Origin of the sequence: Novosphingobium endophyticum (genome assembly GCF_014640675.1) — a bacterium.
GTDB classification, from domain to species: Bacteria; Pseudomonadota; Alphaproteobacteria; order Sphingomonadales; family Sphingomonadaceae; genus Novosphingobium; species Novosphingobium endophyticum.
On record NZ_BMHK01000039.1, the window covers coordinates 1 to 24558 of the forward strand.

Consider the following 24558-nt stretch of genomic DNA (forward strand, 5'->3'; position numbering starts at 1 on the left):
CGCCAGCGGTGTGTGGTCGGAAAGCATCTCGCGCTGCATGCGCATGACGCGCGCGATCCAGAGCGGTGTCGTCTGGGTCAACACCTACCGCGTCGCCGCGCCGCAAGCCCCCTTCGGCGGCATGAAGGATTCAGGCTACGGCCGGGTGCGCGGCGAAGCCGGAATCCTGGAGTTCACCCAGACCAAGACCGTGTTCATCGATTTCTCGGGAGACCGCCGCGATCCGTTCTCGATGAAGTTCTGACGTTGCCATTGAGCCGGCGACACTCGATTATTCCGAAGGAAATTCAGGTGACTACGATTGGGTTCATTGGCCTTGGTGTCATGGGTGGTGCAATGTGCCGCAACATCGCGACCGGCCACGCAGGCAAGGTTGTGGCATTCGACCTGTCGCCTCAAGCTGGCGAGGTTCTTGCCGGCACCGATGCCGAGATCGTTCGGAATGTCGAGCAGATTTGGGAGCAGGCCGACGTCGTATTCCTATCGCTCCCCGGCGGGCAGCAGGTGGAAAGTGTCTGCCTCGGGCCAGGCGGATTGGTGGACCAGATCGACAAGCCTTCGACCGTCGTTGACCTCAGCACCACCTCCGTCGCGACGGCGCGCAAGGTCGCGGCCGCTCTGGAGGCTCACAACATCGCGTTTGCGGACGCGCCGGTCGCCCGGACCCGCGAGGCGGCCCAGCGCGGGGAGCTCAGCATCATGGTCGGCGGGTCGTCCGAAACGTTCGCGGCTATCGAGCCGGTCCTGCGCTTGATGGGATCGGATATCGTCCACGGGGGCAACGTCGGCGCCGGCCAGTTTCTGAAGCTGGTAAACAATGCCCTGCTCGATGCCAGCGTTATCGCGATCGCCGAAGCGATGGTGCTGGCCGAGAAGGTTGGTGTCGATCCCAAGGTGATGATCGATGCTGTCTCCAAGGGCTCGGGTGACAGCTACGCGCTGCGTCACCATGCGGTCAACTCGATGTTGCCGCGCGACTTCCCGGAAAGGTCGTTCCCGCCGGAATACAAGGTGAAGGACCTCACCTACCTCCTAGACTTGGCCGCGGAGAATGGTTCTCCGCTACGTTCGATGGAGCTGGCGCTCGACTACTACAAAGAGACGATCGCAGCGGGTTACTCCGGTCGGTACTTTACTGCGGTAATCGAAGTGATCGCACAGCGCGCTCAGCAGATGCAGTCATGACCGACGACGCAGCACACCCTGCCATAGGGCTGATTGGCCTCGGCAACGCCGGCGGCGCGCTGCTGCAGGCGTTGAGCGCCCACTACAGCGTCCGCGTCTACGATCGCGATCCGGAGCGGCTGGGCGACGTGCTTCCCCTGTGCAAGCACCCGCCAATCCCTACGGCGAGCGCCGCCGATCTTGCCGGTCAGGTTGATCTGGTGATCCTGTCGCTTCCGACACCCGAAGCGTCCCGTTCAGTCGCCGCGGAGGTGCGCCCGGTCATCGGACAAGGCACCACGGTCGTCGAGAGCAGCACCGTGGGGGTCGACGACTACGAAGCTCTGCAGGCCTTTCTGGCGTCGACGGGCGCAAAAGTGGTCGATGTCCCACTCGTCGGCGGCGTTCACAAGCTGTCGGAAGGGCAGGGCGTCTTCCTGGCCGGAGCAACCGAATCGGATGCCGGCATTGTCGGCACCGTGTTCGGCAGCGTCGCCGCGGAGATTTTCTTTCTCGGCGCACCCGGCAATGGAATGCGTACCAAACTGATCGTGAATTCGGTGGCGCATGTGGTTTACGTAACGCTGATGGAGGCTGGCGCGCTCGCTGCGGCGCAGGACATCCCCCTGGCAACGCTGCGGCGGCTGCTCGCACGGGAATCGGGGCTCATGCGTCCACTGACCCATCGCTTCGGAGAACGGCTGCGCGATCGCGATTTCACGGGAGGCATGTCGACCGCCAATGCGCGCAAGGACTCCGGGCTCATCCTCGACACCGCGCGTCAGCTTGGCGTTCCGTTGTTCGCGACCTCCGCGGCGCATACCGTCTACGAACTCGGCATCCGTGAAGGGCTGGAAGCGCTCGACTATGCGTCGATCGGCACGCTCTGGGAGAAGTGGCTAGGGATATCCATGGCCCAAGACTGATCCGGTTCGGGCCCTGAGCTTGGCGAGGAGCAGCCGGTGCGGCGGCGTAGAGCACCGTGCGGCCCGGCTTTTTCCCCGCCGCATTCGAGTGTAGGGATCATCCCATGCGTATGATTTATAGCGGCGCGGCGATCGCCGCGCTTGTCGCTCCCGTCCTCGCCGGCTGCTCGTCCGGTCCTCAAATCGACGTCGTATCGAGCGGGACCGTGCCCGCGAATGGCACTTATGCCATCGTCGAGGGCGCGCAGGGCAATGTCGGCCGGTCGGTTTCGGAAATTCTGGCGCAGCATGGGCTGACCCGGTCTGAAACACCGGACTACATCGTCCAGGTGAGCCATGCCGAACGGCCCGCCGGCACGGGGCTGCTTGTCCCGGATGACGCGGACGCGCAGTGGCTGCGGCGGCCCGATTTTCATCACAGGACGCGGCCTGTCGCCACGCTTGGCATCAGCATTGCCGCTGTTGCCGACGGGCGCGAACTCTACCGTGCCTCGGCCAGCGGCCGTTCGCGGCCCAAGGGAGACATTTGGGCGCCTCTAGTTCAGGCGATCCTTCCTGCGTCGGAGCAGGGTTCGGACTAGAGGTCGGACTCGGCCGCGAGCGGCAAGGAAAGCGTGAAGGTGGTGCCCGCGCCAATCGCGCTGTCGCACGTTATGAGGGGCACCCTGAACGTGACGGCAGGCTCGAACACGGTGATGACGCTGAACGGCAATCAGCTGCAAATCGCGATGGCGGACAATCCGACGTTTCGCTGGCGTGGTGACTGCCGGCGGCGGCCTCGCCGTTGGAGAGAACAGGCTGCGCCTTCTTTTACCAGGATTTCGACAACCTGCCGCGGCACCAAGCAAAAACCGCCTGTACTGCCGCTGCTGCCAGAGCGGCAGCGTTCGCAAGCCGCGCGAACAGGCGCACATTCGCGGCGTGGCCCGGCGCCGATCATTTTCGGTCCGCTTTCCTGCGGGGCTGCGAATCGCGCGCGGTCCGGCGTTCACGGAAGGACTGGAGTACCGCGGACATTCTCGCCAGTGCCTCGCGCCGCGCTGACGCGCTTTGGATCTCACCCAACTCGCGCTTCAGTCGTGTGGCGAAATCGGCATAGTCGTTCTGCCAATCCCGGGTTACCGCCTCCTGCACGTCGATACGGCCAGTCTTGATTCGACGGGCGGGGGCTCCTTTCGGCAGCGCATAGCACTCACCGATCCGGGGCAGGATGATCGATTGCGCCAGATCGGCAGCCTGTGTCAGTCGCCGCAGCGCCTCGGTCGAGCCGGATTCCCCATGCGTCAGGAAAAGGCTGCCTTCGATCGGTTTTCGAGCATTGATCCAGCGCAACAGATCCTCCTGATCAGCATGTGCCGAATAGCTGTCGATACGGCGGACCTGCGCCCTCACGGCGACGTCATGGCCGGAAATGCGGACCCGGTTCGCCCCGTCGAGGATGGTTCGCCCCAATGACCCTGCAGCCTGGAATCCCACGAAGAGGATCGTGGACTGGCGCCGGCCGAGATTATGCCGCAGATGGTGCCGGATTCTTCCGGCCTCGCACATGCCTGATGCCGCCATGATGATGGCGCCGGACATCTGGTTCAGCCGCATCGATTCGGCGGCGCTGGCCACATAGTGAAAGGAGGGATGCCCGAAGACCTCTCCGCTATCCATGTCCTCAAGATCATGTGCGTGCTTCGCGAAAACCTCCGTGGCCCGGCTCGCGAGAGGGGAATCGATGAATACGCGGGGATGAGGCAGGCGTCCGCTGTTGATGAGGCTGGCAATGTCCAGCAGCAGTTCCTGGGTCCTTTCAAGCGCGAACACCGGAATGAGGAGGTTGCCGCCTCGCGTCAGCGCGGCGTTGATCTCTGCTTCGAGCAATGTGCGCCGCTGCTCGATCGTGATGTCTTCGCGGACCCTGTCGCCATAGGTGCTTTCGCAAATGACATGATCGAATCCCGAGGGAGCCTGCGGATCAGGGTGGAATGCCTTGTAATCCGGGCCCAGATCGCCGGAAAAAAGCATTCGGATGCCGGCCACTTCCAGTTCGACCGATGTCGATCCGAGAATGTGGCCGGCATTCCACAATCGCGCCTTGAAGCCAGGGGCCGGTTCGAACCACTGCCTTAGACCGATTGCATGGGCTTGCTCGAAGGTCGCCAGGGCATCGGCTTCGGTGTAGATGGGTTCGATCGCGGTTTCGTCAGCCCGATCCGCCCGGCGATTTCGTCGTTCCGCTTCATTCTCCTGAATGCGGCCCGCGTCCGGAAGCATGTGGTATAGAAGGTCGCGGGTCGCCGAAGTGCAGAAGATCGGCCCTGAGTAGCCCGCGGCTACAAGCTTGGGCAGGAGGCCGCTATGGTCGATATGGGCATGGGTCAGGATGACCGCAGAAAGCGTGCCGACATCAAAGGTGAACGGCTCGCGATTGAGCGTCTCGATCGTACGAGTTCCCTGAAAGAGCCCGCAATCGATAAGGATACCGTGCCCGCCAACGCGAACTTCCATGCACGAGCCGGTGACCGTGCCTGCTGCTCCATGGAAGGTAATGGTTGCATGCGCTGTCACATCATTCCCTCTCGTGCGGAATCACTTGTAACTGTTCGCCTTGATCGCCGAACTATTGCTAATGTTGTGACTGAACGGGACGCTCATTGCCAGTCCGAGGAGTGCAAATATGGCTATCGCGACGCTGACGGCCCCGGAGGCATGAAACAATATTCCTGGCCCGTCTCTTCTCTCTCATGGACATGGACACGTCCGGGCCGGCCCCCAAGGCCGCGCTCGCTCGCAGCGTCGGGGATGACTGCTCGGGTTTAGCCTGTCAGGGCGCAGAGTCTGCATCGTAGGCACAGGAAAAATCGGGATATGCGTGGCGCGGATAATGCGTGGCTTCGACTGCCATTTACTGGGCGTTGACCCCGACCCAGTCCCGGAGTTTACGGAACTGGGCGGTTCTTATGTCGGATTGGAGGAACTGCTGGCGATGGAAATGCTGACCTGACGAATGGCAGAGAGGGTTCACAGCGGCATGATCGACACGCTGGCAAAAGCTGCGGCAGCAGGTCTTGGGCCGACCTGGCCGGCGGCGGTCTGGTAATTCATCATGGGGCAGAAACTTCCGCAGCAGCTATGACGGAACAGGTCTTCACGAAGCTGTCGGGATTGAGCGAGATCGAATCGATCCCTTCGCGCACCAGAAATTCGGCAAAATCGGGATAGTTGCTGGGCGCCTGGCCGCAGATGCCGATCTTGATGCCGGCGGCGTGCGCCTTGCGGATTGCTTCGGCGATCGCGAGCTTCACGGCCTCATCCCGTTCGTCGAACATTGAGGCGAGCAGTTCCGAATCGCGATCGACTCCGAGCAGCAACTGGGTGAGGTCGTTGGACCCTATCGAGAAGCCATCGAACCGCTTTGCGAATTGATCCGCCAGTATGATGTTGGAGGGTATTTCGCACATCATGTAGATTTGCAGCCCGTTCACGCCCCGGCGCAGGCCATTCTCCGCCATGACGGCAAGCACGCGGTCGGCCTCGGCAGGTGTCCGGCAGAACGGCACCATCACGATGACGTTGGCAAAGCCCATCTCCTCGCGAACCTTGCGCAGGGCCCGGCATTCCAGCGCGAAACCCTCGCGGTATCGCTCATCGTAGTAGCGCGAGGCGCCGCGGAAGCCGAGCATCGGGTTCTCTTCCTTTGGCTCGAAGGCATCGCCGCCGATCAGATGCGCATATTCATTGGTCTTGAAATCGCTGAGGCGGACGGTCACCGGATGGGGAAAGAATGGTGCGGCCAGGCGGCCAATGCCGCGCGCAAGCATATCGACGAAATAATCGGCGGGGTTTGCGTGTCCCTGGACCAGTTCCCGAATATGGCGATTGTCGGCACTGGCAACTTGTTCCGGATGCAGCAGCGCCATCGGATGCACCTTGATCAGGTTGTTGATGATGAATTCCATCCGGGCAAGGCCCACGCCCTTTGCGGGCAACCGCCACCACTGGAATGCCGCCGACGGGTCGGCAATGTTGAGCATGACTTCGGTGCGGGTTTCGGGGATCGCAGAAAGGTCGACGTCCTCCACGTCGAAATCGAGCAGGCCTTCAAAGATCAACCCCTTGTCGCCGCTCGCGCAGGAAAGCGTTATCTCCTGGCCATCTCGCAACAGGGATGTCGCGGTCCCAGTGCCAACGATGGCTGGAACGCCAAGTTCGCGGCTGACGATGGCAGCGTGACTGGTGCTGCCGCCCCGATCGGTGACGATGCCGGTCGCCCGCTTCATGATCGGGACCCAGTCGGGATCGGTATTCCCGGTGACCAGGATAGCGCCATCGGGAAAGCGGGCGATGTCCGATGCGTGGCGAATGAGGCAGACCTTGCCGCTGCCAGCAGCGCTGCCAATGGCCACTCCGGACAATATCGGCCTGGCATCGGTCTTGAGGATGTATCGGCGGAAGCTCGCCTGTCCGAGGCCTCCGTGGATGGTCTCGGGCCGGGCCTGAACGAGGTAGAGAAGTCCGTTGCTGCCATCCTTGGCCCATTCCAGGTCCATCGGCCGGCCATAGTGGTCCTCCACGGCCACCGCCCAGCGGCCGAGTTCGAGTATCTCTTCATCGTCCAGAACGAACGACTGGCGCTCGGCCGGAGTGGAAGCAACGATCCGCGTCTGCATACCGCCTTCCTCGGCGTAGACCATTCGGATCGCCTTATCGCCCAGCGTCTTCTCGATGATCGGGCGCGCGCCGGGAGTTTCCAGCAGCGGCTTGAACACGACATAGCGGTCAGGATTGACGGCCCCCTGAACGATGGTTTCTCCCAGGCCCCATGCCGCGCTGATCGTCGCGATGCCGGGAAATCCGGATTCCGTGTCGATGGTGAACATCACGCCTGAGCCGGCCATGTCCGACCGGACCATCTGTTGCACGCCCACTGAAAGCGCTACCGAGAAATGGTCGAAGCCCTTCGTTTCGCGATAGCTAATGGCGCGATCGGTGAACAGTGAAGCAAAGCAGCGCAGGCAGGCGTCGAGCAGGGCCTGTTCGCCCCGAATGTTGAGAAAAGTTTCGTGCTGTCCGGCGAAACTCGCGTCGGGAAGATCCTCGGCCGTCGCGCTGCTGCGCACGGCGACGGCCGGATCGCGCGCACCCGCCCTCTCGGCGAGCTCGGCATAGGCATGGCGGATCTGATCGGCAAAGCCTTCAGGCAGCTCGCTGGCGAGCATCAATTCGCGAATTGCGTGCCCCGCATCCTGAAGGTTTTTCTGCCCGGAACGATAGAGCTCGACATGTTCCCGCATCGCGGGCTCGATAGCGTTGAGTTTCACGAAGTCGCGAAAAGCCTGCGCGGTCGTTGCGAAGCCGGTGGGTACGCGCACCCCTGCGCGGCCAAGCTGGCGGACAAGTTCGCCGAGCGAGGCGTTCTTGCCTCCGACCGATGGTATGTCCCCAATGCTCAGCTTCTCCAGCCAAACAATGGACGGGTTGGATTGCCTGGAAGCCATTTCTCCCTCTCCTCAGTTGACGCCAAACGGGATGCACTGAATGCTGAAGCTAGGACAGATCGTCATCGCAGGTCTGTAAGTGTTAGTACTGGCTTGCCCCATATGCTGTGCCCCGGGCTGAAGCGGCAGAATTCTGCGGCAAGATTGGAGCGAGAACGTATCGCGATGAATCGACAGACAGATCCGCCCTATCATGCGTTCTCCGTCGACCATGCCCTCGATGCGCTCCGCACCGGCCCCGGAGGGCTGACTTCGGATGAGGCGAGCCGCAGGCTTGTCGAACACGGAGCGAACCGACTCCCGGAGCCGCCGCGGCGGAGCGCCCTGGTTCGGTTCCTTCTGCACTTCCACAATATTCTCATCTACGTGCTGCTGGCTTCGGCGTTCATCACCGCGATGCTGGGCCATTGGGTGGACACGGGCGTCATCCTGGCCGTCGTGGTGGCCAATGCGCTGATCGGCTTCATCCAGGAAGGGCGGGCGGAAGACGCCATGGGCGCGATCCGGGGAATGCTTGCCCCGCATACGGCGGTGCTGCGCGAAGACGCTCGCCGGAGCATCGATGCGGCCGAGATCGTTCCGGGCGACATCGTGCTGCTCGAGGCCGGAGATCGCGTGCCTGCTGACCTGCGCGTAATCGAAGCGCGCGGCCTCAAGGCGGAGGAAGCCATTCTGACCGGCGAGTCCGTGCCGGTAGACAAGAATGTCTCTCCCGTTGCCGAAAACGCGCCTCTGGGCGATCGCGGCTCAATGCTCTTCAGCGGCACGCTGGTGGCGGCCGGCACCGCGCGGGGCGTGGTGGTGGCGACCGGCATGGGCACCGAAATCGGCCATATCAGCGGAATGCTCGCGAAGGTCGAAAGGCTGACTACCCCGCTGGTGCGCCAGATGGACGTGTTTGCCCGCTGGCTTACCCTTTTCATCCTTTTGATCAGCGCCGGCCTGCTGGCCTTCGGGACTTTCGTTCGGCACCTGCCCTTTGACGAGATGTTCATGATCGTCGTCGGCCTCGCCGTCGCCGCCATACCCGAAGGCCTGCCGGCGGTGCTGACGATCACCCTCGCAGTCGGGGTGCAGGCGATGGCCCGCCGCAATGCTATCGTGCGCCGCCTGCCGGCGATAGAGACGCTGGGCTCGGTATCCGTGATCTGCACCGACAAGACGGGGACGCTTACCCGCAATGAAATGGTGGTAACGGCTCTGGTTTCAGCCGATTGCCGGTTCGCGGTTGAAGGCGCCGGATATGCGCCTGAAGGCAAGGTGACAGTGGGCGATGCGGTCGCCGATGCCGCCCACTATCCCGTTCTCGAAGAATTCGCGCGCGGCCGCCGCCTTGTGCAACGATGCGGCTCTGGTGCGGTCCGGCGAGGATTGGCGCATTGAAGGCGACCCGATGGAAGGCGCGCTGCTCGCGCTTGCCGGCAAGATCGCGGCGCCGTTCGACCAAATCACACGGGCCGATGTAATCCCCTTCGACGCCGCCTATCGCTACATGGCGGTGCTGCACCATGATGACGCGGGCCATGCCTTTGTCCATGTCAAGGGTGCACCTGAAGCGGTGCTGACGATGTGTGCCAACCAGCGCACGGGCGACGGCGATGCCGCCCCGCTCGATCCGCCGTACTGGCAGGCACGCATCGAAGCGCTGGCAAGCGATGGGCAGCGGGTCATCGGGGTGGCGTTGCGCATGATGCGGCAGGACCACACCGTTCTGAACACGTCCGACATCGATGGATATCTCACGCTGATCGGCCTGGTCGGGCTGATCGACCCCCCACGCCCGGAAGCTGTCGAAGCCGTGGCCGAATGCCATAGTGCGGGCATCAGGGTAAAGATGATCACCGGCGATCACGGCGTCACGGCGCGGGCCATCGCCGCCCAGATCGGTCTGCGCAACAGCGAACGGGTGCTGACCGGCGCGGACATTGAACAGATGTCCGATGGGGAACTGGCCGATGCCGCGGTGGATGCCGATGTCTTCGCCCGGACGTCTCCGGCGCATAAGCTCAGGCTGGTGACGGCATTGCAGGCGCGGGGGCTGACCGTCGCCATGACCGGCGACGGGGTGAACGATGCGCCCGCGCTCAAGCGCGCCGACGCCGGGACGGCAATGGGGCTCAAGGGCAGCGAAGCCGCCAAGGAAGCCTCAGAACTCGTTCTCGCCGACGACAATTTCGCCTCGATAGCGGCCGCTGTGCGGGAAGGGCGTACGGTCTACGACAACATCAAGAAAGTGATCAGCTGGACCTTGCCGACCAACGCCGGCGAAGCGTTGACAATCATCGTCGCGCTGTTCGCGGGCATGACTCTGCCGGTTACGGCGGTGCAGATCCTCTGGATCAACCTCATCACCGCCACCACGCTGGGCATAGCTCTCGCGTTCGAGCCGAGCGAGAAGGGCACGATGCGGCGTCCTCCCCGATCGCGCGACGCTCCCCTGCTGACCGGCGAACTGATCTGGCATATCCTGCTGGTTTCGAGCCTCTTCGTGATCGCGGTTTTCGGTGTTTTTGCCTATGCGATCGACAAGGGCTATCCGGTGGCGCTGGCCCAGACGATGGCGGTCAACACACTGGTGGTTCTTGAGATCTTTCACCTGTTCTTCATCCGCAACATCCACGGCACTTCGCTCACGCTGGCCGCGGTGCGCGGGACGCCCATCGTCTGGCTCTCAGTGCTTACCGTCACAGCCGCGCAGTTCGCGGTAACCTATTTTCCGCCCTTGCAAACGATCTTCGGAACGCGGTCCGTGCCATTGTTCGATGGCGTCCTGATCGTGGCGATGGGTGGGGCATTCTTCAGCCTGATCGAGATCGAAAAGCAGATGCGCCTGGCGATGCGTCGGCCCGCAAGCCCGGCGCAGGCCTGATGGACAATCGAATGGGTCAACGCCCCATCTCTGTTCCTTACGGACGCCGGTCGTCGCCGATCACTCGGCCGGCACCGGATCAGGGGGATCAAATTCGATCGGCAGACCCTGAATGCCCCAGGTTCCAGGAAACGGTCGCCAGCCGGGCTCGCCCGCAGCTCTGGGATTACGAATCCGCTGGGCTATCAGATGCAGGCCCTCGGCAAGCTGAGCGCGCGCAATGTGCTGTCCAAGGCACATATGTTTGCCGAGGCCGAAGCCCACGTGGCGAAGCTTCGGATCAATCGGTCTTTCCGGATCGAAGGAATGCGGATCCGCGATGTCGGCAGAGATGCGGCCGGCGACATTGGTCGTGAAGAAAACCATCGTCTCTTTCGGGATCAGGACGCCGCGATAGACAATGTCTTCCTTCGTTGCCCGGAAGGGGGAGGCCGGAGTGAACATGCGCAGCGCCTCCTCGATAACCCTGCCGCAATAATTGAGGTCTTCGGCGCAGCGTCGGTAGACCTCCGGATAGCCCAGGAGCGTGTTCATCGTGTAGGCGAGGACGTTCTTCGACGTATCATAGCCGGCAACGAACAGGAAAATCAGCATGTCCGCCTGCTGCCGTTCGGTAATGTCATCGCTCTCGCCTGCCTTGATCAGCAGGTCGAGTAGGTCCGGTTCCTGATCCGCACGCGGATTCGCACGCCGGTCCGCGATTAGCCTGAAGGAAAATTCGTCGAACTGGGCCATGGCTTCGTCCAGTTCCGGCAGAAGATCGCGGTTCTGGCTGAAGGCAAGCCCCAGCGTTTCCATCGCCGAACGGAGGACAGGGATTTCGTCCAGCGACGCGCCTATCATCCGCGTCATCACCGCGACGGGATAGTAGGAGGCGAATTCCTCGAAATCGATGCGGCCTTTCGGCACCCATTCATCGAGCAACGTCGACATCGTCGCGCTCATGATCGGGCGCAGCTGGTTGGCAAAGCGTGGGGTGAACTTGGCAGCGAAAGCAGCGCGCAGGATCGCGTGCTTCTTGTCGGGCAAGGCAATCATCTGTTCCTTGGCGAAGCGGCCCCAGGCCGTCTCGTGCGCATCCATGATATCGACTATCCCGTCGAACGAGGTGCGGAACTTGTCATCCTTGACAAGCAGGTCGCGAATGGCCGCGAGGTCGTGAACGACATATCCGCCATTGACCCTGGCTAGCCAGGGGTGTTGCGCTCGAGCCGCTTCGAGCGGCGTAAAGGGATCTTTCGAAAATTCGGGGGATTCCCATGCCAGGTGGTAGAGGTCGATCTCGGAGATGGGAGTGGGCTCTTTCGATTGCTCCTCCCCGGCTGCAACTGGTTCGTCATCTTGTGCCATCAGTACTCTCCTTGAATAGACCGGTCGCGGTCAGTTCGGCGCCCTGCGGCCGGTTTTCTCCTCCCAGGCTCTGAACGCGGCTTCCGTACCCTTTTGCCGTCCGCCTTCCAGCTTATCGATGGCATTCTCGAGATCGGCGTAGGAGGACCGGCGGTTGCTGTTGGCTCCGGCGAAATGCGGCATGACGAAGCGGGCGTAGAGTTCGTAGCTCTTCTTGGTCTCCTCCCAGTCCGCCCAGTTGTGCGCCTGGAACAGCACGACGCCGAATTCGCCCTGTTTGGCCCGGAGTTTCTCGAGCATGGCGATGGCATCGTCGGGCGTTCCGATAACCGCGCGGCCCGAATTGACAAGAAGTTCGGCAGGATCTCCGCCGCTCATGCCGCGCATGCCGGCGGGCGCGACGCGGTCGAAATATGTAACCCAGCGCGCCAGACCCTCTGCGACCTCGCCGCGTGCCTGCTCTCGGCTTGCGGCGACATGCATCGGCAGGACGAGGCGCAGCTTGCGGTGATCCATCGTCACGCCGTTCTCGGCGGCGACCTGGTTGGCGATCTTCCAGTTCTCATCGAGCACGTCGAAGCCGGCGCTCTCGGTCGCGGCGACGCAGAGCATGCCAAAGCCGTACTTCCCCGCGAGCATTCCGCCCGACGGCGTGATCGCGCTTGCCACCGCGATCTCGGGATACGGCTTCGAATAGGGCAGCAGGTGAGTGCGCGCCTTGTTCAGCGTGTACCACGAGGTCTTGTGCGTCACTTCTTCACCGCGCAGCAGCGGAACGATGATTTCGGCGACTTCGACGAGCCGCTCCCGCAGCGACTTCACGTCGACGCCGATCATGTCGGCATCGGTGGGCAGCAAGCCGGGGCCCATGCCGAACATGACGCGGCCCATCGTCATGTGATCGAGCTGGAGGATGCGGTTTACGACCATCAGCGGGTTGTGATAGGGCATTGACACGACCCCGGTGCCCAGCCGGATGCGATGTGTCCGCTCGGCCGCAGCGGCGATCATCAGCTCGGGCGATGCGATCGTTTCCCACCCGGTCGAATGGTGCTCGCCGAACCAGGCTTCGGTGAAGCCCAGCTTCTCCACCCACTCGACGATCTCGAGATCACGGCGCATAGCAATTGTCGGGCTCTCGGTCACGTCGTGATAGGGCGCGATGAACAGCCCGTGCTCCAGCGGCAACATGGTGATTCTTCCTCTCCAACGTCGTCCCGGTCTTCGACAGATCCGCTTGCTAATCAGGACCGTTCCGGACGGGATAGCGCGTGATCCCTCTGGCATAGGCGCGATGGCTGCTGCGCCTTGTTCTGTACGGGATGCCCGGCATGATCTTCGGCGCAAACAAGTGATGGTGGAACGCCTGCAGTCAAGACGTCTTGCCCACGCAGTTCAACCCGGCCCCCGAATTTAAGATAGACCTCTGCCCTGGAGGCGCTCGCGATTGAGGCGCCCTGGGAAAGAGATCACCACCTGCGCAACTCGCCTGGGTGAAGTGACTGAAAGAGGGGAGTTGGCTTCATGCGCAAGTGCGTACTTCTGCTTGCTGCTTCGGCAAGCACCTTGGCCGTTGCAGTACCTTCCCATGCCCAGGAGGCACCGGATGGGCCGAGGGTTGAGAAGGGCGACATCATCGTCACCGCCCGCAAACGGCAGGAATCGGTGTTGCGTGTACCCGTGATCGAGACCGTGCTCTCGCAAGAAGCCCTGTCGAAAGCGCAAGTGACCGACGTCACCGGCATCGCCAACCAGGTCGCCGGTCTGCAAATCGGCAACAACGTTCTGACCGTAGGCACGCAAATCTCACTGCGCGGCGTCGGCACAAGTTCGCTCGATGCCGGGGTCGACCAGTCGGTTTCGCTCAACATCGACGGCCTGCAACTCACCCAGGGCGCGACTTACGGAGTGGGCATGTTCGACATGGCCCAAGTGGAGGTGCTCAAGGGGCCGCAGGCGCTGTTCTTCGGCAAGAACAGCCCAGGCGGGGTCATCTCGATCCGCACCGCCGATCCGGGCGACGAACTCGAGATCGAAGGGCGCGCGATCTACGGCTTTGAAGCCAGGCAGAAGCGCGGCGAACTCATCGTCTCCACGCCGCTCAGCGACACCGTCGGCTTTCGCTTCGCCGGCATGTACTCGGATGAGGATGGATACTTCAGGAATCTCGCGACGGCACTGCCCGGCACCGGCGCGGTCACGCCTTCGACCACACGCTACAACGGCGGCGACGAGTTCATCGTGCGCGGCACCGTGGTCTGGGAGCCTGACCCCAGCGTAACGGTTCGCCTCAAGGCCAACGCGACCGAAAAGCGCGTGACAGGCGGCGGTTCTCCCTTCGGCAGTTGTCCCGACGGAAATGGTGCGCCGGTGGGCATTCCTTTCATCAACCCGAACGACGACTGCAAGGTGGATCGCACCCTCTATATCGTCGATGTCGATCCCGCCGCCTTCCCGCAGGCGCGCAACGGCGGCGTGCCTTTCATGAAATATGAAGCCCAGTTTGGCACGCTGGAAATCAATTACGAGGCCGCACCGTCGATCAGCGTGAACTCTACGACCGGCTACTTCAACACGGTTATCGACGGCATGCTGAACGGCGTGAACGCGGGTTTTGCCGGCCCTTCGCTGATCGCCGACAACCATTTCACGCGCCGCGACTTCACGCAGGAAATCCGCGTCCAGTCCGACTTTGCGGACAGCCCCGTCAACTTCCTGCTCGGCGGCTTCTATCAAGACGCGAACGTCAGTAACCGCGTCTGGGTGGGCGGCAATCTCGCCTATTTTATCAACCCTGCCTTCGCCACGCTGACGGCGGGCATCAACGATGTCGACATCGAGGCCTGGTCGGCGTTCGGCCAACTTCGCTGGAAGCCTGTCGAAACGCTCGAGATTGCCGCCGGCGTGCGTTACACCGATGAAAAGCGACACGACGACGCCTCGCGCATGACCAGCCTTACAGCGACGCCGACGCCGATCGCGATTGCCAATCCGGATCTGCGCTCGAAGAACTGGTCGCCTGAACTGACGATCACCTACACGCCGACCGACGACCTGACGATCTTCGGCGCGCTCAAGCAGGGTTACAAGTCCGGCTCGTTCATTATGACGGCCCCGCCCACGGCAGGCGCCGACAATTCCTTCGGCGACGAGCGCGTTCGCGGCGGCGAAGTCGGCGTTAAGGCGCGCCTTGCGGATCGGGCGCTGACGGTCAACACCGCGTTCTACTACTACAAGTACGACGATCTCCAGGTCGGGGCCAATGAAGTGGCTGCGGACGGCCTGCCCGTGATCCGCACGATCAACGCGGCTTCGTCCAAAGTCTACGGCGTCGATTTCGAAGCCACCTACCACCCGCCCGGCGTCCCGGGCCTGTCGACCCGGCTTGCCGTCAACTGGAACCACGCGCGTTTCGGCAAGTTCGACAATGCTCCCTGCTGGGGCGGCCAGCGCATCGAGGACGGATGCAACCTGTTCTTCAACGAGGACACAGGCAATTTCCAGGCACAGGATCTTTCCGGCGTCCGCCTTCCCAAGGCAGCAGACTGGACGATCAATGGCGGTTTCGACTACGAGATGCCGGTCAATGAAGCGCTTGACCTGGCGTTCGGCATGAGCGGGCAGTATTCATCGAAGTTCCTGAGGAACCTCGGTGACCGGTCCGACTTCTATCAGCCGAGCCACGTCAAATTCAACGCGAACCTGAGCATCGCCGCTTCCAACGATTCTTGGGAGCTGGCACTGATCGGCAACAATCTGGGCAACAAGTACACTGCGGGCAATTGCACGCAATTCAGCGGGGCGACCGGCCAGATCTTTCTTTCGCCGACGTTTGGCACCGACACCCGCAATGCCGCCGGCGTCGACGAACTGGCGTGCATTCAGGACCGGGGACGCGAAGTCTTTCTACGCTTGACGTTGCGTCCGACGAGTTTCTGAGAGCGGCCTGTGCCGGGGTGTGATGCCGATGACCCATAAATCGGCGAAGTGCCGAGCTGGAGCCTCGACCCGGCACTCAAAGAGGCGGCGGAATAACTCCGCCGCCTCCCCAAGCCTCAGAATTCGAAACCGAGTTCCAACCCGTACATCCGCGGTTCGCCGACGACAGCGGCATTGTGGCCCAGCGCCACGGCCAGTTGCATCCCGCCGACGAAATACTCTTCGTCGAGCAGGTTGTTGGCGAACAGGGCAGCGGAGAAATTGCTGTCCATGATATTGTTCCAGCTCAGGCGGGCGTTGAGCAGCTCGTAACCCGGCAGGCGCGTGCGCGGGGCGACGCTGTCGGCTGCGTTGGAGAAGTACTGGCCGCTCTGCGCATACAGTTCGCCGCGCAGGCTGATCTCGCCCATTGAATTTCCTGCCGGGAAAGCCAGTTCGGCCCAGGCGGTACCGGATGCCTTGGGCGTGTCGCCGACGGGGCCGTATGCGAAGGTATTGCCGAACAGCACGACCTGATTGTTGGTGTACTCGGCATCGGTCAGCGCCAGTTGGCCGCCCAACTGCAGCCAGTCGGCGAGATAGATCGAGCCTTCCGCTTCGATCCCGCGCACCCGCTCGTCGGGGACGTTGGTGGTGATCGCGATCGAGGCGATCGGGCCGGCCGGGCCGTCGGGATCAGGGAATTCGACACGCTGAACGTCATGCAACCATTGCTGGAATGCCGCGATGTTGAAGGTCACCGGGCGGCCCATCAACGAGCCTGAGTATTTGAGGCCGACTTCCACGTCCTCGGTAGTTTCCGAGTTGAAGAAGTTGCTGGCGCCCACAGAAGCCACAAAGGTCGGGCTGAGGGTGCCGTTATAACCGCCACTGCGGAAGGAGCCGCGGGTCTTGGCGTAGACCAGCAATTCCGGCGTTGCGAGATATTCGAGGCCCACTTCCCAACTCGGATCACTGTAGCGGCGGGTCTGCTCGGGCGGGCCGAAATTGTCCGACTGCGCCAGCTGGAGGCCGTAGACCTTTTCCCATGTGTAACGCAGACCGGCAGTGACGGTCAGACCGCCGCCGATCTCGTAACTCGCCTGTCCATAGACCGCATCGGTGTGGTTCTTGATGCGGAAATGGTTGGTTGCCGGAGTGAACGGCAACAGCGGCGCCAGTTCGAAATAGGTTTGCGGGAACAACGTGTTTGTCCTCTGACGCTGGAAATAGGCGCCGACGATGAACTCCAGCGCGCCATCGGCGGCTTCGCCCTGCAACTGGATTTCTTCCGACCAGCTGCGCAAATCCTCCCGATTGCCGACCACGCCGGTAGCGAGGTTTTCGGTCAGGATAGTGATAAAGGGGGCACCCAGCTGCGGCTGCTGTGAATTGGTGTAGCTGTCCACGAAACCGAGGATGTTGCGCAGCTTCAGATTGCTGCCCAGCTCGACCTCGGTAATGTTGGTGACAGTCCAGCTGTCACCGAAATGGCGCGCGCCGCTCGGATGGTTGGTCTTGTAGGGGCCAAGCCGGTGCTGCTCGTCGACATAGGCAGGCAGGCCCGGTGCATAGGCCTGCGGATGGGCGGCGAGATAGGCATCCCATGCGCCTGCACCGAACAGCAGATCGACCGCCGGGCTGAACAGGAAACCCGCCGAACTTGTCAGCGCAAAGCCATTGTTCGTCTCGCCGGGCGCATAGACGCTGTAGGTATAGGATGCGCCCGTGTTGGTGCCGTGGCTGTTCGAATACTGGACCATCGTGGTGTTCTCGACGGTTTCGAGCGCATTGAACCGCACACTGACGCGCAGGTTTTCGCGATTGATCCGGCCCAGCTCGTCTCCGGTGAACAGGTTGTCGATATAGCCGTCGCGATAGGTCAGGTTCCCGGCGATCCGCACGGCGCCATTTTCGCCCAACGGCACGTTGACCGCGCCTTCCAGCTCCATGCGGTCGAAATTGCCATAGCGGCCACGCAGATAACCTTCCGTGACATCTGTCGGCTTGGCTGTGGTGAACAGCACTGCGCCGCCCGTGGCGTTGCGGCCGAACAGCGTGCCCTGCGGTCCTTTGAGCACCTGAATCGATTGCAGGTCGAAGAAGCTCGAAGCCTGCGAGACAGGGATCGGCACTTCGTTGAGATAGGTGATCACCGCGCTTGGCGAGCCGGAAAAGATGTCGGCGCTCTGGCCGCGCAGCGAATAGGTCAGCGAATTGTTGCCCTGCGTCTGCCGGATGGTCAGGCCCGGCACCGTGCGCTGCAGGTCCGCATCGGAAATGACCACGCGCTCGACCAGGTCCTCGCTGTCGATGGCAGTGATGGCAATCGGCACGCGGCTCAGGTCTTCCTCGCGCCGGCGCGCGGTAACGACGATCGGCGTGCCGCTGCCCCAACCTTCCTGTGCGCTGGTTTCTTGCGCCGAGGCCGTGCTGGTGGTTCCGGAAAACCCGGCCATCAAGGCGGCGCCAATCGCTAGACGCGACGTTGCTGCGTGAAAACGGATCATGACACTCTCCCTGTTTCGCGCCTGTTTCTGGCGCTTCTCGAATGGGGAGGATACTACAGGGGAGTGATGCGGAGCATGGCTTGCCCTGCACTAGCACTTGGCTGCAAGGGAAGGCCGGTGTCAGGACAACCGCCGGCATGGACGAACCCGCTCGCACGGGAGGGGCACGTGAGGAGAGGTAGCGGGATAGCCGTATGTTCGCTCTGCCAGGTGCCCGGACGCTGCGGTTTGTCCAGACGGTTGGCGAAAACCAGATACCCAGCTTATGTTCAGCGTCAGAACATTTGGCGCAGATCGCGGCGTAAATTAGCGGAGCTCGTCATGATCCAGATACTGATCGATGCCGACGCCTGTCCGGTAAAGGATGAGACCTACCGGGTTGCCGCCCGCTACAAGGTACCGGTTGTCGTCATAAGCAACAGCCCGATCCGCGTGCCGCGTGATCCGCTCATTTCCCGCAAGGTGGTGAGCGCTGCTTTCGACGCGGCGGACGACTGGATCGCTGAACATGCCGAGCCCGGCACTGTTGTCATCACCGCGGACATCCTTCTGGCGGATCGTTGCCTGAAACGCGGGGCGACCGTCATCGCGCCAACCGGCAAGCCCTTCACCGCGTCGTCGATAGGCGGCGCGATCGCGACAAGGGCGATCATGGCCGACCTGCGCGCCGGCGGCGATATCGTGGGCGGACCGGCCCCGTTCAGCAATGCCGACCGCTCGCGTTACCTCTCCCGCCTCGATGAGACCCTGGTAAGACTGCGACGGCGACCTTGATGCCCATCGCCGGTTACCGCCGCCGGGGCGGAGCGATCATTTCCCTTGTTATGGCGCATTGCCAGCGCTAGAGCTATAAAAAAGAACTATCGTTCTGTTAGGCAGAACTTTTTGAGGCGGTGGGTAATGGAAGAGCGCTTGGCCGAGATCGGCTTCATCGGCCTCGGCGTGATGGGAGAGCCCATGTGCAGGAATCTTGCCGGCAAGAGCGGTCGGGTCGTCCGCGGCTTCGACGTGCGCGAGGAGCCGCTCGCGAGACTGGCAGGGCACGGGGTTCTGGCGACAGCTAATCCGAATGAACTGGCCGACCACTGCGGTGTGATCTTCCTCAGCCTGCCGAGCGGGGAACTCGTTGCGGAAATCTGCGAAGGAGCGAATGGCCTCCTGGCCCGCATGAGCGCAGGGGACATTCTCGTTGACATGAGCACGACCCCGGTCGACCTGACGCGGCGCCTGGCTGAGCGAGCCGCTGAACGGGGCGTGCATTTTGCCGACGCTCCCATCGCTCGAACGCGGGTGGCAGCGGAGCAGGGCTCGCTTTCAATCACCGTCGGTGCTGACGAGCGCACCTACGCTGCCATCAACCCCCTGTTGGCTTGCTGCGGCACGGACCTCACCCATTGCGGACCGGTCGGCAGCGGGCAGGTGGTCAAGATCCTCAACAACATGGTAATGATGGAGACGGTCGTGGCCTTGTCCGAAGCGCTGGCAATCGCGAACCGCGCCGGTGTGGACGGTGCGACGCTGTTCGACGCGTTCGCCAAGGGCTCCGCCGACAGCTTCGCGTTGCGCAATCATGGCATGAAGGCGGTGCTGCCCCAGACATTCCCGGAGCGGGCGTTCTCGGCTGCGTACGCCTACAAGGATCTCGGTTACGCCTTGCGCCTCGCGGAGGCCGTGGGCGTTCAGGCGGAGGGCGCCCATGTCGCCGGCGCCATGCTGCGCAAGTCCATCGAGCGAGGAGACGGGGAACTCTACTGGCCGGTGATCTCGCGCGTGGTGGCGTCGGGCGGATGATGGCACGCGCATCACGTCGGCTTGCGCGCATCAGGTCCGATCAATGAGCACGGGGCTCGCGCAGTCGGTGGACGTGGACGTTCTTGTCGTGGGAGGCGGCAACGCCGCGCTGTGCGCGGCGATCTCAGCGCGTCGCGCCGGCGCCTCCGTGCGGGTGATCGAGGCGGCACCGAAATTCTATCGCGGCGGCAACACCCGGCACACGCGGAACATGCGCTGCGCGCATGACAGCGCGACTGCGTGGCTGAGCGGTCCTTATTCCGAACAGGAGTTTTGGAACGATCTGCTGGAAGTCACGCAAGGCAAGACCGACGCAGAACTCTCGCGGATGATGATTGATCGCTCCGCGGCGATGCTTGACTGGATTCAGCAGCAAGGCGTGCGATTTCAGCCGTCGCTCGGCGGCACGCTGAGCCTGGGCCGGACGAACAGCTTCTTTCTCGGAGGCGGGCGCGCGATGCTGAACGCCCTTTACCGAACGGCTGAGTCGCTTGGCGTCGCTGTCGAGTACGATGCGGAAGTCGTAGACCTGACCGTTACGGACGGCGCATTCACGAGCGCTGCTGTGCGACGCCAGGATGGCGTCGGCCACATCACGGCGCGGAGCCTCGTCGCCGCCAGCGGCGGGTTCGAGGCGAACCTTGAGTGGCTGAGGGAAGCCTGGGGCGCGACGGCAGACAACTTCATAATTCGCGGCTCTCCCTATAATCGTGGCGGCCTGATCAAGGTGCTGCTCGACAAGGGGGTCCAGTCGATTGGCGACCCCCGGCAATGCCACGCCGTTGCCATCGACGCACGCGCGCCGAAGTTCGATGGCGGCATCATCACCCGGTTGGACTGTGTGGTGTTCGGCATCGTCATAAACAAGCACGCGCAGCGGTTCCATGACGAGGGCGAGGATTTCTGGCCGAAACGCTACGCCATCTGGGGACGGCTCGTTGCCGACCAGCCCGACCAGATCGCCTGGGTTCTGTTCGACGCCAGGTCGCTGCCGTTGTTCATGCCCTCTCTCTATCCGCCAATCTCTGCTGCGACCGTCGCGGATCTGGGCGCGAAGTTGGGGCTGGATCCCGCGGCGGTCGGCGCAACGGTCACGGCCTTCAACCGCGCCTGCCGGCCGGGCGCGTTCGATCCGGCTGTGCACGACGGCTGTCGCACCAAGGGGCTCGCCGTGGACAAGACCAATTGGGCCCGCCCGATCGATACGGCGCCTTTCTATGCCTACCCGCTGCGGCCCGGGATCACCTTCACCTATCTGGGTGTGCGCGTGGATCGCGACGCGCGGATGCGGATGGCTGACGGTTCGGGCGCCGCCAACATGTTCGCGGCCGGCGAGATCATGGCCGGCAACGTGCTCGGCCGCGGCTATGCGGCCGGGATCGGGATGACCATCGGCAGCGTGTTCGGTAAGATCGCAGGTGAGGAGGCCGCTGCTCATGCGCTTGAGCGATAGTCTGATCGAGGCGGACCGCCTCATGACGATCTGCAACTCGTGCCGCTATTGCGAGGGGCTGTGCGCCGTGTTTCCCGCCATGGAGATGCGCCGCGTGTTCGCCGAGGGTGATCTCAACCTGCTCGCGAACCTGTGCCACTCTTGCGGCGCTTGTTACGATGCCTGCCAGTTCGCGCCGCCGCACGAATTCGCGGTCAACGTGCCGGTCGCCATGGCGCGGGTGCGGCGAGAATCCTGGGAGGCCTACGTCTGGCCCGCGAGGTTCGCCGGTCTGTTCCGGCGCAACGGCGTGGCGGTGGCGTTGATCGCTGCGTTGAGCGTCGCTGCCTTTATCGCGGCGTTCGTCGCGGCGCACGACCCCGCTAAGTTGTTCGCCGCCGACGATGGGCCCGGCGCGTTCTACCGCATGATGCCCCACAACGCGATGGTGGCGCTGTTCGGCGGTGTGTTCGTCTACGCGGTCTTCGCCGCGGCGATGGGCATCCGCACTTTCTGGCGCGATCTCAATCAAACCCATCCCCTGCCGCTGGGCGCGGGGTCGCTGTGGCAGGCGGTCCGCGACGCGGGCAGTCTGCGTTACCTCGATGGCGGTGGGGAGGGATGCGCGGATGACGAGGTTGAGCAGCGCGACAGCCGCAGGCTGTTCCACCACTTGACGTTCTACGGTTTCCTGCTGTGCTTCGCCTCCACTTCGGTAGCGACGCTCTACCACTACCTTCTGGGACGCGAGGCGCCCTACCCCTGGTACGACCTGCCCGTTCTGCTCGGTGTCGCAGGCGGTATCGGCCTGGTAATCGGACCGATCGGGCTGATTGCGGCACGGCGCCGCCGCCGTGCCGATCTGAAGGACCTGAGCCAGCAGGGTATTGACGATGCCTTTACGCTCATGCTGCTCTTGACCGCGCTGACCGGACTTGCCCTGCTGCTGCTGCGCGCGACCCCGGCGATGGGCCTGTTGCTTGCGGCTCATCTCGGCGTCGTCTTCGCGCTGTTCCTGACGCTCCCTTACGGCCGCTTCGTGCATGGCCTCTACCGTTTCGCCGCGCTCGTGCGCCATGCACAGGAGATGCGGGCCGCAGGTGCCTGATCGAGAGGAGGGTGTCACTGACCGGGTGACCACGGCCCGCTACGCCACTCAGCGCAATTGCGTTGCCCAGAATGCTTATTCCATAGCATGGAATGCCACGAAGATTGAGGGCGAACCTCCTCTTTATCGAAATAGCAGGCGAAATAGAGAATGGACCGTGTTTCCTGCAGTTGTGAAAGAGTCAGCGACCATGACTAACGATAACGGATCCGGGCTGGGTCAAGGGGTTGCAGCGGTGGACCGTGCGCTAGCAATAGCGGACGCTATCGCTGCGGGTGATGAGCCGATCACGTTAGCGGAAATCTCACGCACAACAGGGATGTACAAGAGCACGATTCTTCGCCTCATTGGTTCGCTTCAGGCAGCCGGATATGTGCAGCGCCTGCGAGATGGCCGATATGCGCTTGGTCCGGCGATCTTCAGGCTCGCGGTCGCCTATGAACGTATGGATCCCTTGCGCCAGCACGTCCTGCCTGTCCTTGAGGAGCTTGTTCGCAAGGGAAGCGAAAGTGCGTCATTCCATACGCTTCATGGGCCGCACAATCGGCTTTGCCTGTTTCGGGTGGACTCCAGCCATCCGACGCTCGACCGGATCAATTCAGGAGACATCCTCCCTCTCGAGCGAGGTGCGGCGGGTAGAATCCTGATGGCCTTCAGCGGCAGAGATGGATCCGACTACGATGCTTTGCGAGCGCAATACTTCGCGCTTTCGATAGGTGAGCGGGAGGCGGGCTGTGCAGGCATGGCTTCGCCGGTCTTCGGCCCGGAGGGCAATTTGCGGGGAGCGATATCGCTTTCGGGCGCTGCCAACCGGTTCACCCCGGAGATGATCTCCGAATGGCAACCCCGCCTCCTGACGGCTGCCGCCGAAGTCACCCGGTCCTTGGGCGGAAGCTATCCGAACCTGGCGCACCCGTAAGCTACCGAATGTTGACGGCCTTATAGTCGGCTCGATACTCGAAGCTGTATAGGGTATTCAGTCCCATCCGGGACCAGAAATCGCACTTGTGCTCTTGTTCGAACGTGCGGGATTCGCGCACCTGATCTGGTGAAAGGATTTGAACGCGCTCGACGCCCGGTTCGAACGGCCGCCACTCTGGCAGTCCGGGTCCATTGGGATCACCGTTCGCAGCGAAGTTGGTCCAGTAGACGATCATCGTTCGCGACAGACGCTGCTGGCCCGGTGTCAGCTGCGCGGGACTGTCCCACAGATAGGCCAGCTCGGAGGTATGGCCGGACCCACGGATGCCGCCGGTCGCGAACTCATAAGGCGCGAAGGGAAAAGGGGCCCGGGGATCCGCGAGTTCATAGGCGTACAGTTTGCGGGAAGGGGCCAGGAGGCGATGGGCGAGCAGAGTGTTGCAGGCGCCTATCCGATAGTTGATGCTGGAATCTGTCAGGACTCGCGCCAGCGCAGCCAGAGGTGACGCGAACGCGTCCGGAGGATAGGCTGCCTCCACGGCGCTGGCGCGCGAGCCGAACGAACGGCGCAAGGCCTCTGAATACCCCGAGGCGGTCAGCGCGGCGGCCGGATCAGCGTAGTTGGAAGCGACGTGCCACAGCGCCTCGTCCCTGTTCGACCCTTGAAGAACCGGAACCTGATTCGACCTGCCGAACGCCACGCTTTCCCGAATGTTCAACGGTAAGACACCGCCGCCCACCGAAGGTGCGTTGCCCGGACCGCCTGCTCCTGGGACCATGTTGGCCAGCATCGTGGTGACGGGAATCCGGCGCAGGCAGCTCACAACGGCCTTGTCCGTGCCTGTGCAACCCAGGCGCTCCGCCGTGGAGCGACCCACTTCCTGGGAATCGGCCAGGGACGGAAACTGGTACTGGCACGGCCCGCTCTGGATGATGGCTTGACGAAACAGGCCCCTCGCAAGCGGTGATGCGAGCTGGATGCGGATTCCGAGGTGATCCCGGCCACTATTCCGAAATGATCCCGGCCGGGATTCCGAGATGATGCCGGCCACTATTCCGATTAATTCCCGGCCACCCGGGAGG

At 62.8% G+C, this 24558-nt stretch carries 19 protein-coding genes; 13 read left to right on the forward strand and 6 right to left on the reverse strand.

What is annotated here, in order from left to right; genetic code table 11:
• The 4 genes from IEX32_RS17955 to IEX32_RS17970 all read left to right on the forward strand — a co-directional run.
• The coding region (locus tag IEX32_RS17955; RefSeq protein WP_188772925.1) for an aldehyde dehydrogenase family protein at positions 1-244 on the forward strand (244 nt) is incomplete at its 5' end.
• A gap of 8 nt (positions 245-252) precedes the next feature.
• On the forward strand, positions 253-1185 hold the full coding sequence (locus IEX32_RS17960) for an NAD(P)-dependent oxidoreductase (RefSeq protein ID WP_268236762.1): 933 nt from the start codon (positions 253-255) through the stop codon (positions 1183-1185).
• Positions 1182-2090 carry an NAD(P)-dependent oxidoreductase gene (locus tag IEX32_RS17965; RefSeq protein WP_188772926.1) on the forward strand — a complete coding sequence of 303 codons (909 nt, stop codon included), beginning with the start codon at positions 1182-1184 and terminating at the stop codon, positions 2088-2090. Before IEX32_RS17960 ends, IEX32_RS17965 begins: the two co-directional genes overlap by 4 nt.
• A 104-nt stretch (positions 2091-2194) precedes the next feature.
• The gene (locus tag IEX32_RS17970; protein WP_188772927.1) at positions 2195-2671 is read left to right on the forward strand and encodes a hypothetical protein; all 477 of its coding nucleotides are present in this window, start codon (positions 2195-2197) and stop codon (positions 2669-2671) included.
• Positions 2672-3026: 355 nt separating this feature from the next.
• On the opposite strand, the gene IEX32_RS17975 is transcribed toward IEX32_RS17970, so the two are convergent.
• Positions 3027-4586, reverse strand: a complete 1560-nt coding sequence (locus tag IEX32_RS17975) for an MBL fold metallo-hydrolase RNA specificity domain-containing protein (protein WP_188772939.1) — start codon at positions 4584-4586, stop codon at positions 3027-3029.
• A 313-nt stretch (positions 4587-4899) separates the two neighbouring features.
• Between IEX32_RS17975 and IEX32_RS17980 the strand changes: the two genes are divergently transcribed.
• Complete coding sequence (locus IEX32_RS17980; protein ID WP_268236763.1) at positions 4900-5082, forward strand: NAD(P)-dependent oxidoreductase; 183 nt, start codon at positions 4900-4902, stop codon at positions 5080-5082.
• A 100-nt stretch (positions 5083-5182) separates the two neighbouring features.
• On the opposite strand, the gene ppsA is transcribed toward IEX32_RS17980, so the two are convergent.
• Positions 5183-7576 carry a phosphoenolpyruvate synthase gene (gene ppsA / locus IEX32_RS17985; protein WP_188772928.1) on the reverse strand — a complete coding sequence of 798 codons (2394 nt, stop codon included), beginning with the start codon at positions 7574-7576 and terminating at the stop codon, positions 5183-5185.
• A 165-nt stretch (positions 7577-7741) separates the two neighbouring features.
• On the opposite strand from ppsA, the gene IEX32_RS20750 reads away from it, so the two are divergent.
• Both IEX32_RS20750 and IEX32_RS20755 read left to right on the forward strand, forming a co-directional pair.
• The gene (locus tag IEX32_RS20750; protein ID WP_229736473.1) at positions 7742-8959 is read left to right on the forward strand and encodes a cation-translocating P-type ATPase; all 1218 of its coding nucleotides are present in this window, start codon (positions 7742-7744) and stop codon (positions 8957-8959) included.
• Positions 8862-10445: an HAD-IC family P-type ATPase gene (locus tag IEX32_RS20755; protein WP_229736474.1), complete on the forward strand. Its 1584-nt coding sequence runs from the start codon at positions 8862-8864 to the stop codon at positions 10443-10445. The genes IEX32_RS20750 and IEX32_RS20755 overlap by 98 nt, the downstream gene beginning before the upstream one ends.
• Positions 10446-10505: 60 nt before the next feature.
• Here IEX32_RS20755 and IEX32_RS17995 read toward each other — a convergent pair whose 3' ends face one another.
• Positions 10506-11795, reverse strand: coding sequence for a cytochrome P450 (locus IEX32_RS17995; RefSeq protein WP_188772929.1), 1290 nt, complete (start codon positions 11793-11795; stop codon positions 10506-10508).
• 30 nt (positions 11796-11825) lie between these two features.
• Positions 11826-12986 carry an LLM class flavin-dependent oxidoreductase gene (locus tag IEX32_RS18000; protein ID WP_188772930.1) on the reverse strand — a complete coding sequence of 387 codons (1161 nt, stop codon included), beginning with the start codon at positions 12984-12986 and terminating at the stop codon, positions 11826-11828.
• Between the two features lie 333 nt (positions 12987-13319).
• On the opposite strand from IEX32_RS18000, the gene IEX32_RS18005 reads away from it, so the two are divergent.
• Positions 13320-15734, forward strand: coding sequence for a TonB-dependent receptor (locus IEX32_RS18005; protein WP_188772931.1), 2415 nt, complete (start codon positions 13320-13322; stop codon positions 15732-15734).
• 116 nt (positions 15735-15850) lie between these two features.
• Here the strand turns inward: IEX32_RS18005 and IEX32_RS18010 are convergent, their stop codons facing one another.
• Positions 15851-18223 (reverse strand): TonB-dependent receptor, encoded by a 2373-nt coding sequence (locus IEX32_RS18010; RefSeq protein WP_188772932.1) that lies wholly within the window; start codon positions 18221-18223, stop codon positions 15851-15853.
• Positions 18224-18544: 321 nt separating this feature from the next.
• Between IEX32_RS18010 and IEX32_RS18015 the strand changes: the two genes are divergently transcribed.
• The 5 genes from IEX32_RS18015 (at position 18545) to IEX32_RS18035 (ending at position 23473) form a co-directional block, all read left to right on the forward strand.
• The gene (locus IEX32_RS18015; protein ID WP_188772933.1) at positions 18545-18997 is read left to right on the forward strand and encodes a YaiI/YqxD family protein; all 453 of its coding nucleotides are present in this window, start codon (positions 18545-18547) and stop codon (positions 18995-18997) included.
• A gap of 126 nt (positions 18998-19123) precedes the next feature.
• Complete coding sequence (locus IEX32_RS18020) at positions 19124-20014, forward strand: NAD(P)-dependent oxidoreductase (RefSeq protein ID WP_188772934.1); 891 nt, start codon at positions 19124-19126, stop codon at positions 20012-20014.
• Positions 20015-20057: 43 nt separating this feature from the next.
• Positions 20058-21467 carry an FAD-dependent tricarballylate dehydrogenase TcuA gene (gene tcuA, locus IEX32_RS18025; protein ID WP_188772935.1) on the forward strand — a complete coding sequence of 470 codons (1410 nt, stop codon included), beginning with the start codon at positions 20058-20060 and terminating at the stop codon, positions 21465-21467.
• Positions 21451-22554 carry a tricarballylate utilization 4Fe-4S protein TcuB gene (tcuB, locus tag IEX32_RS18030; RefSeq protein ID WP_188772936.1) on the forward strand — a complete coding sequence of 368 codons (1104 nt, stop codon included), beginning with the start codon at positions 21451-21453 and terminating at the stop codon, positions 22552-22554. The genes tcuA and tcuB overlap by 17 nt, the downstream gene beginning before the upstream one ends.
• A 190-nt stretch (positions 22555-22744) precedes the next feature.
• Complete coding sequence (locus tag IEX32_RS18035; protein ID WP_188772937.1) at positions 22745-23473, forward strand: IclR family transcriptional regulator; 729 nt, start codon at positions 22745-22747, stop codon at positions 23471-23473.
• 1 nt (position 23474) lies between these two features.
• On the opposite strand, the gene IEX32_RS18040 is transcribed toward IEX32_RS18035, so the two are convergent.
• Positions 23475-24558 (reverse strand): carboxylesterase family protein (locus IEX32_RS18040; protein ID WP_229736475.1); only part of this gene is annotated, 1084 nt, incomplete at its 5' end.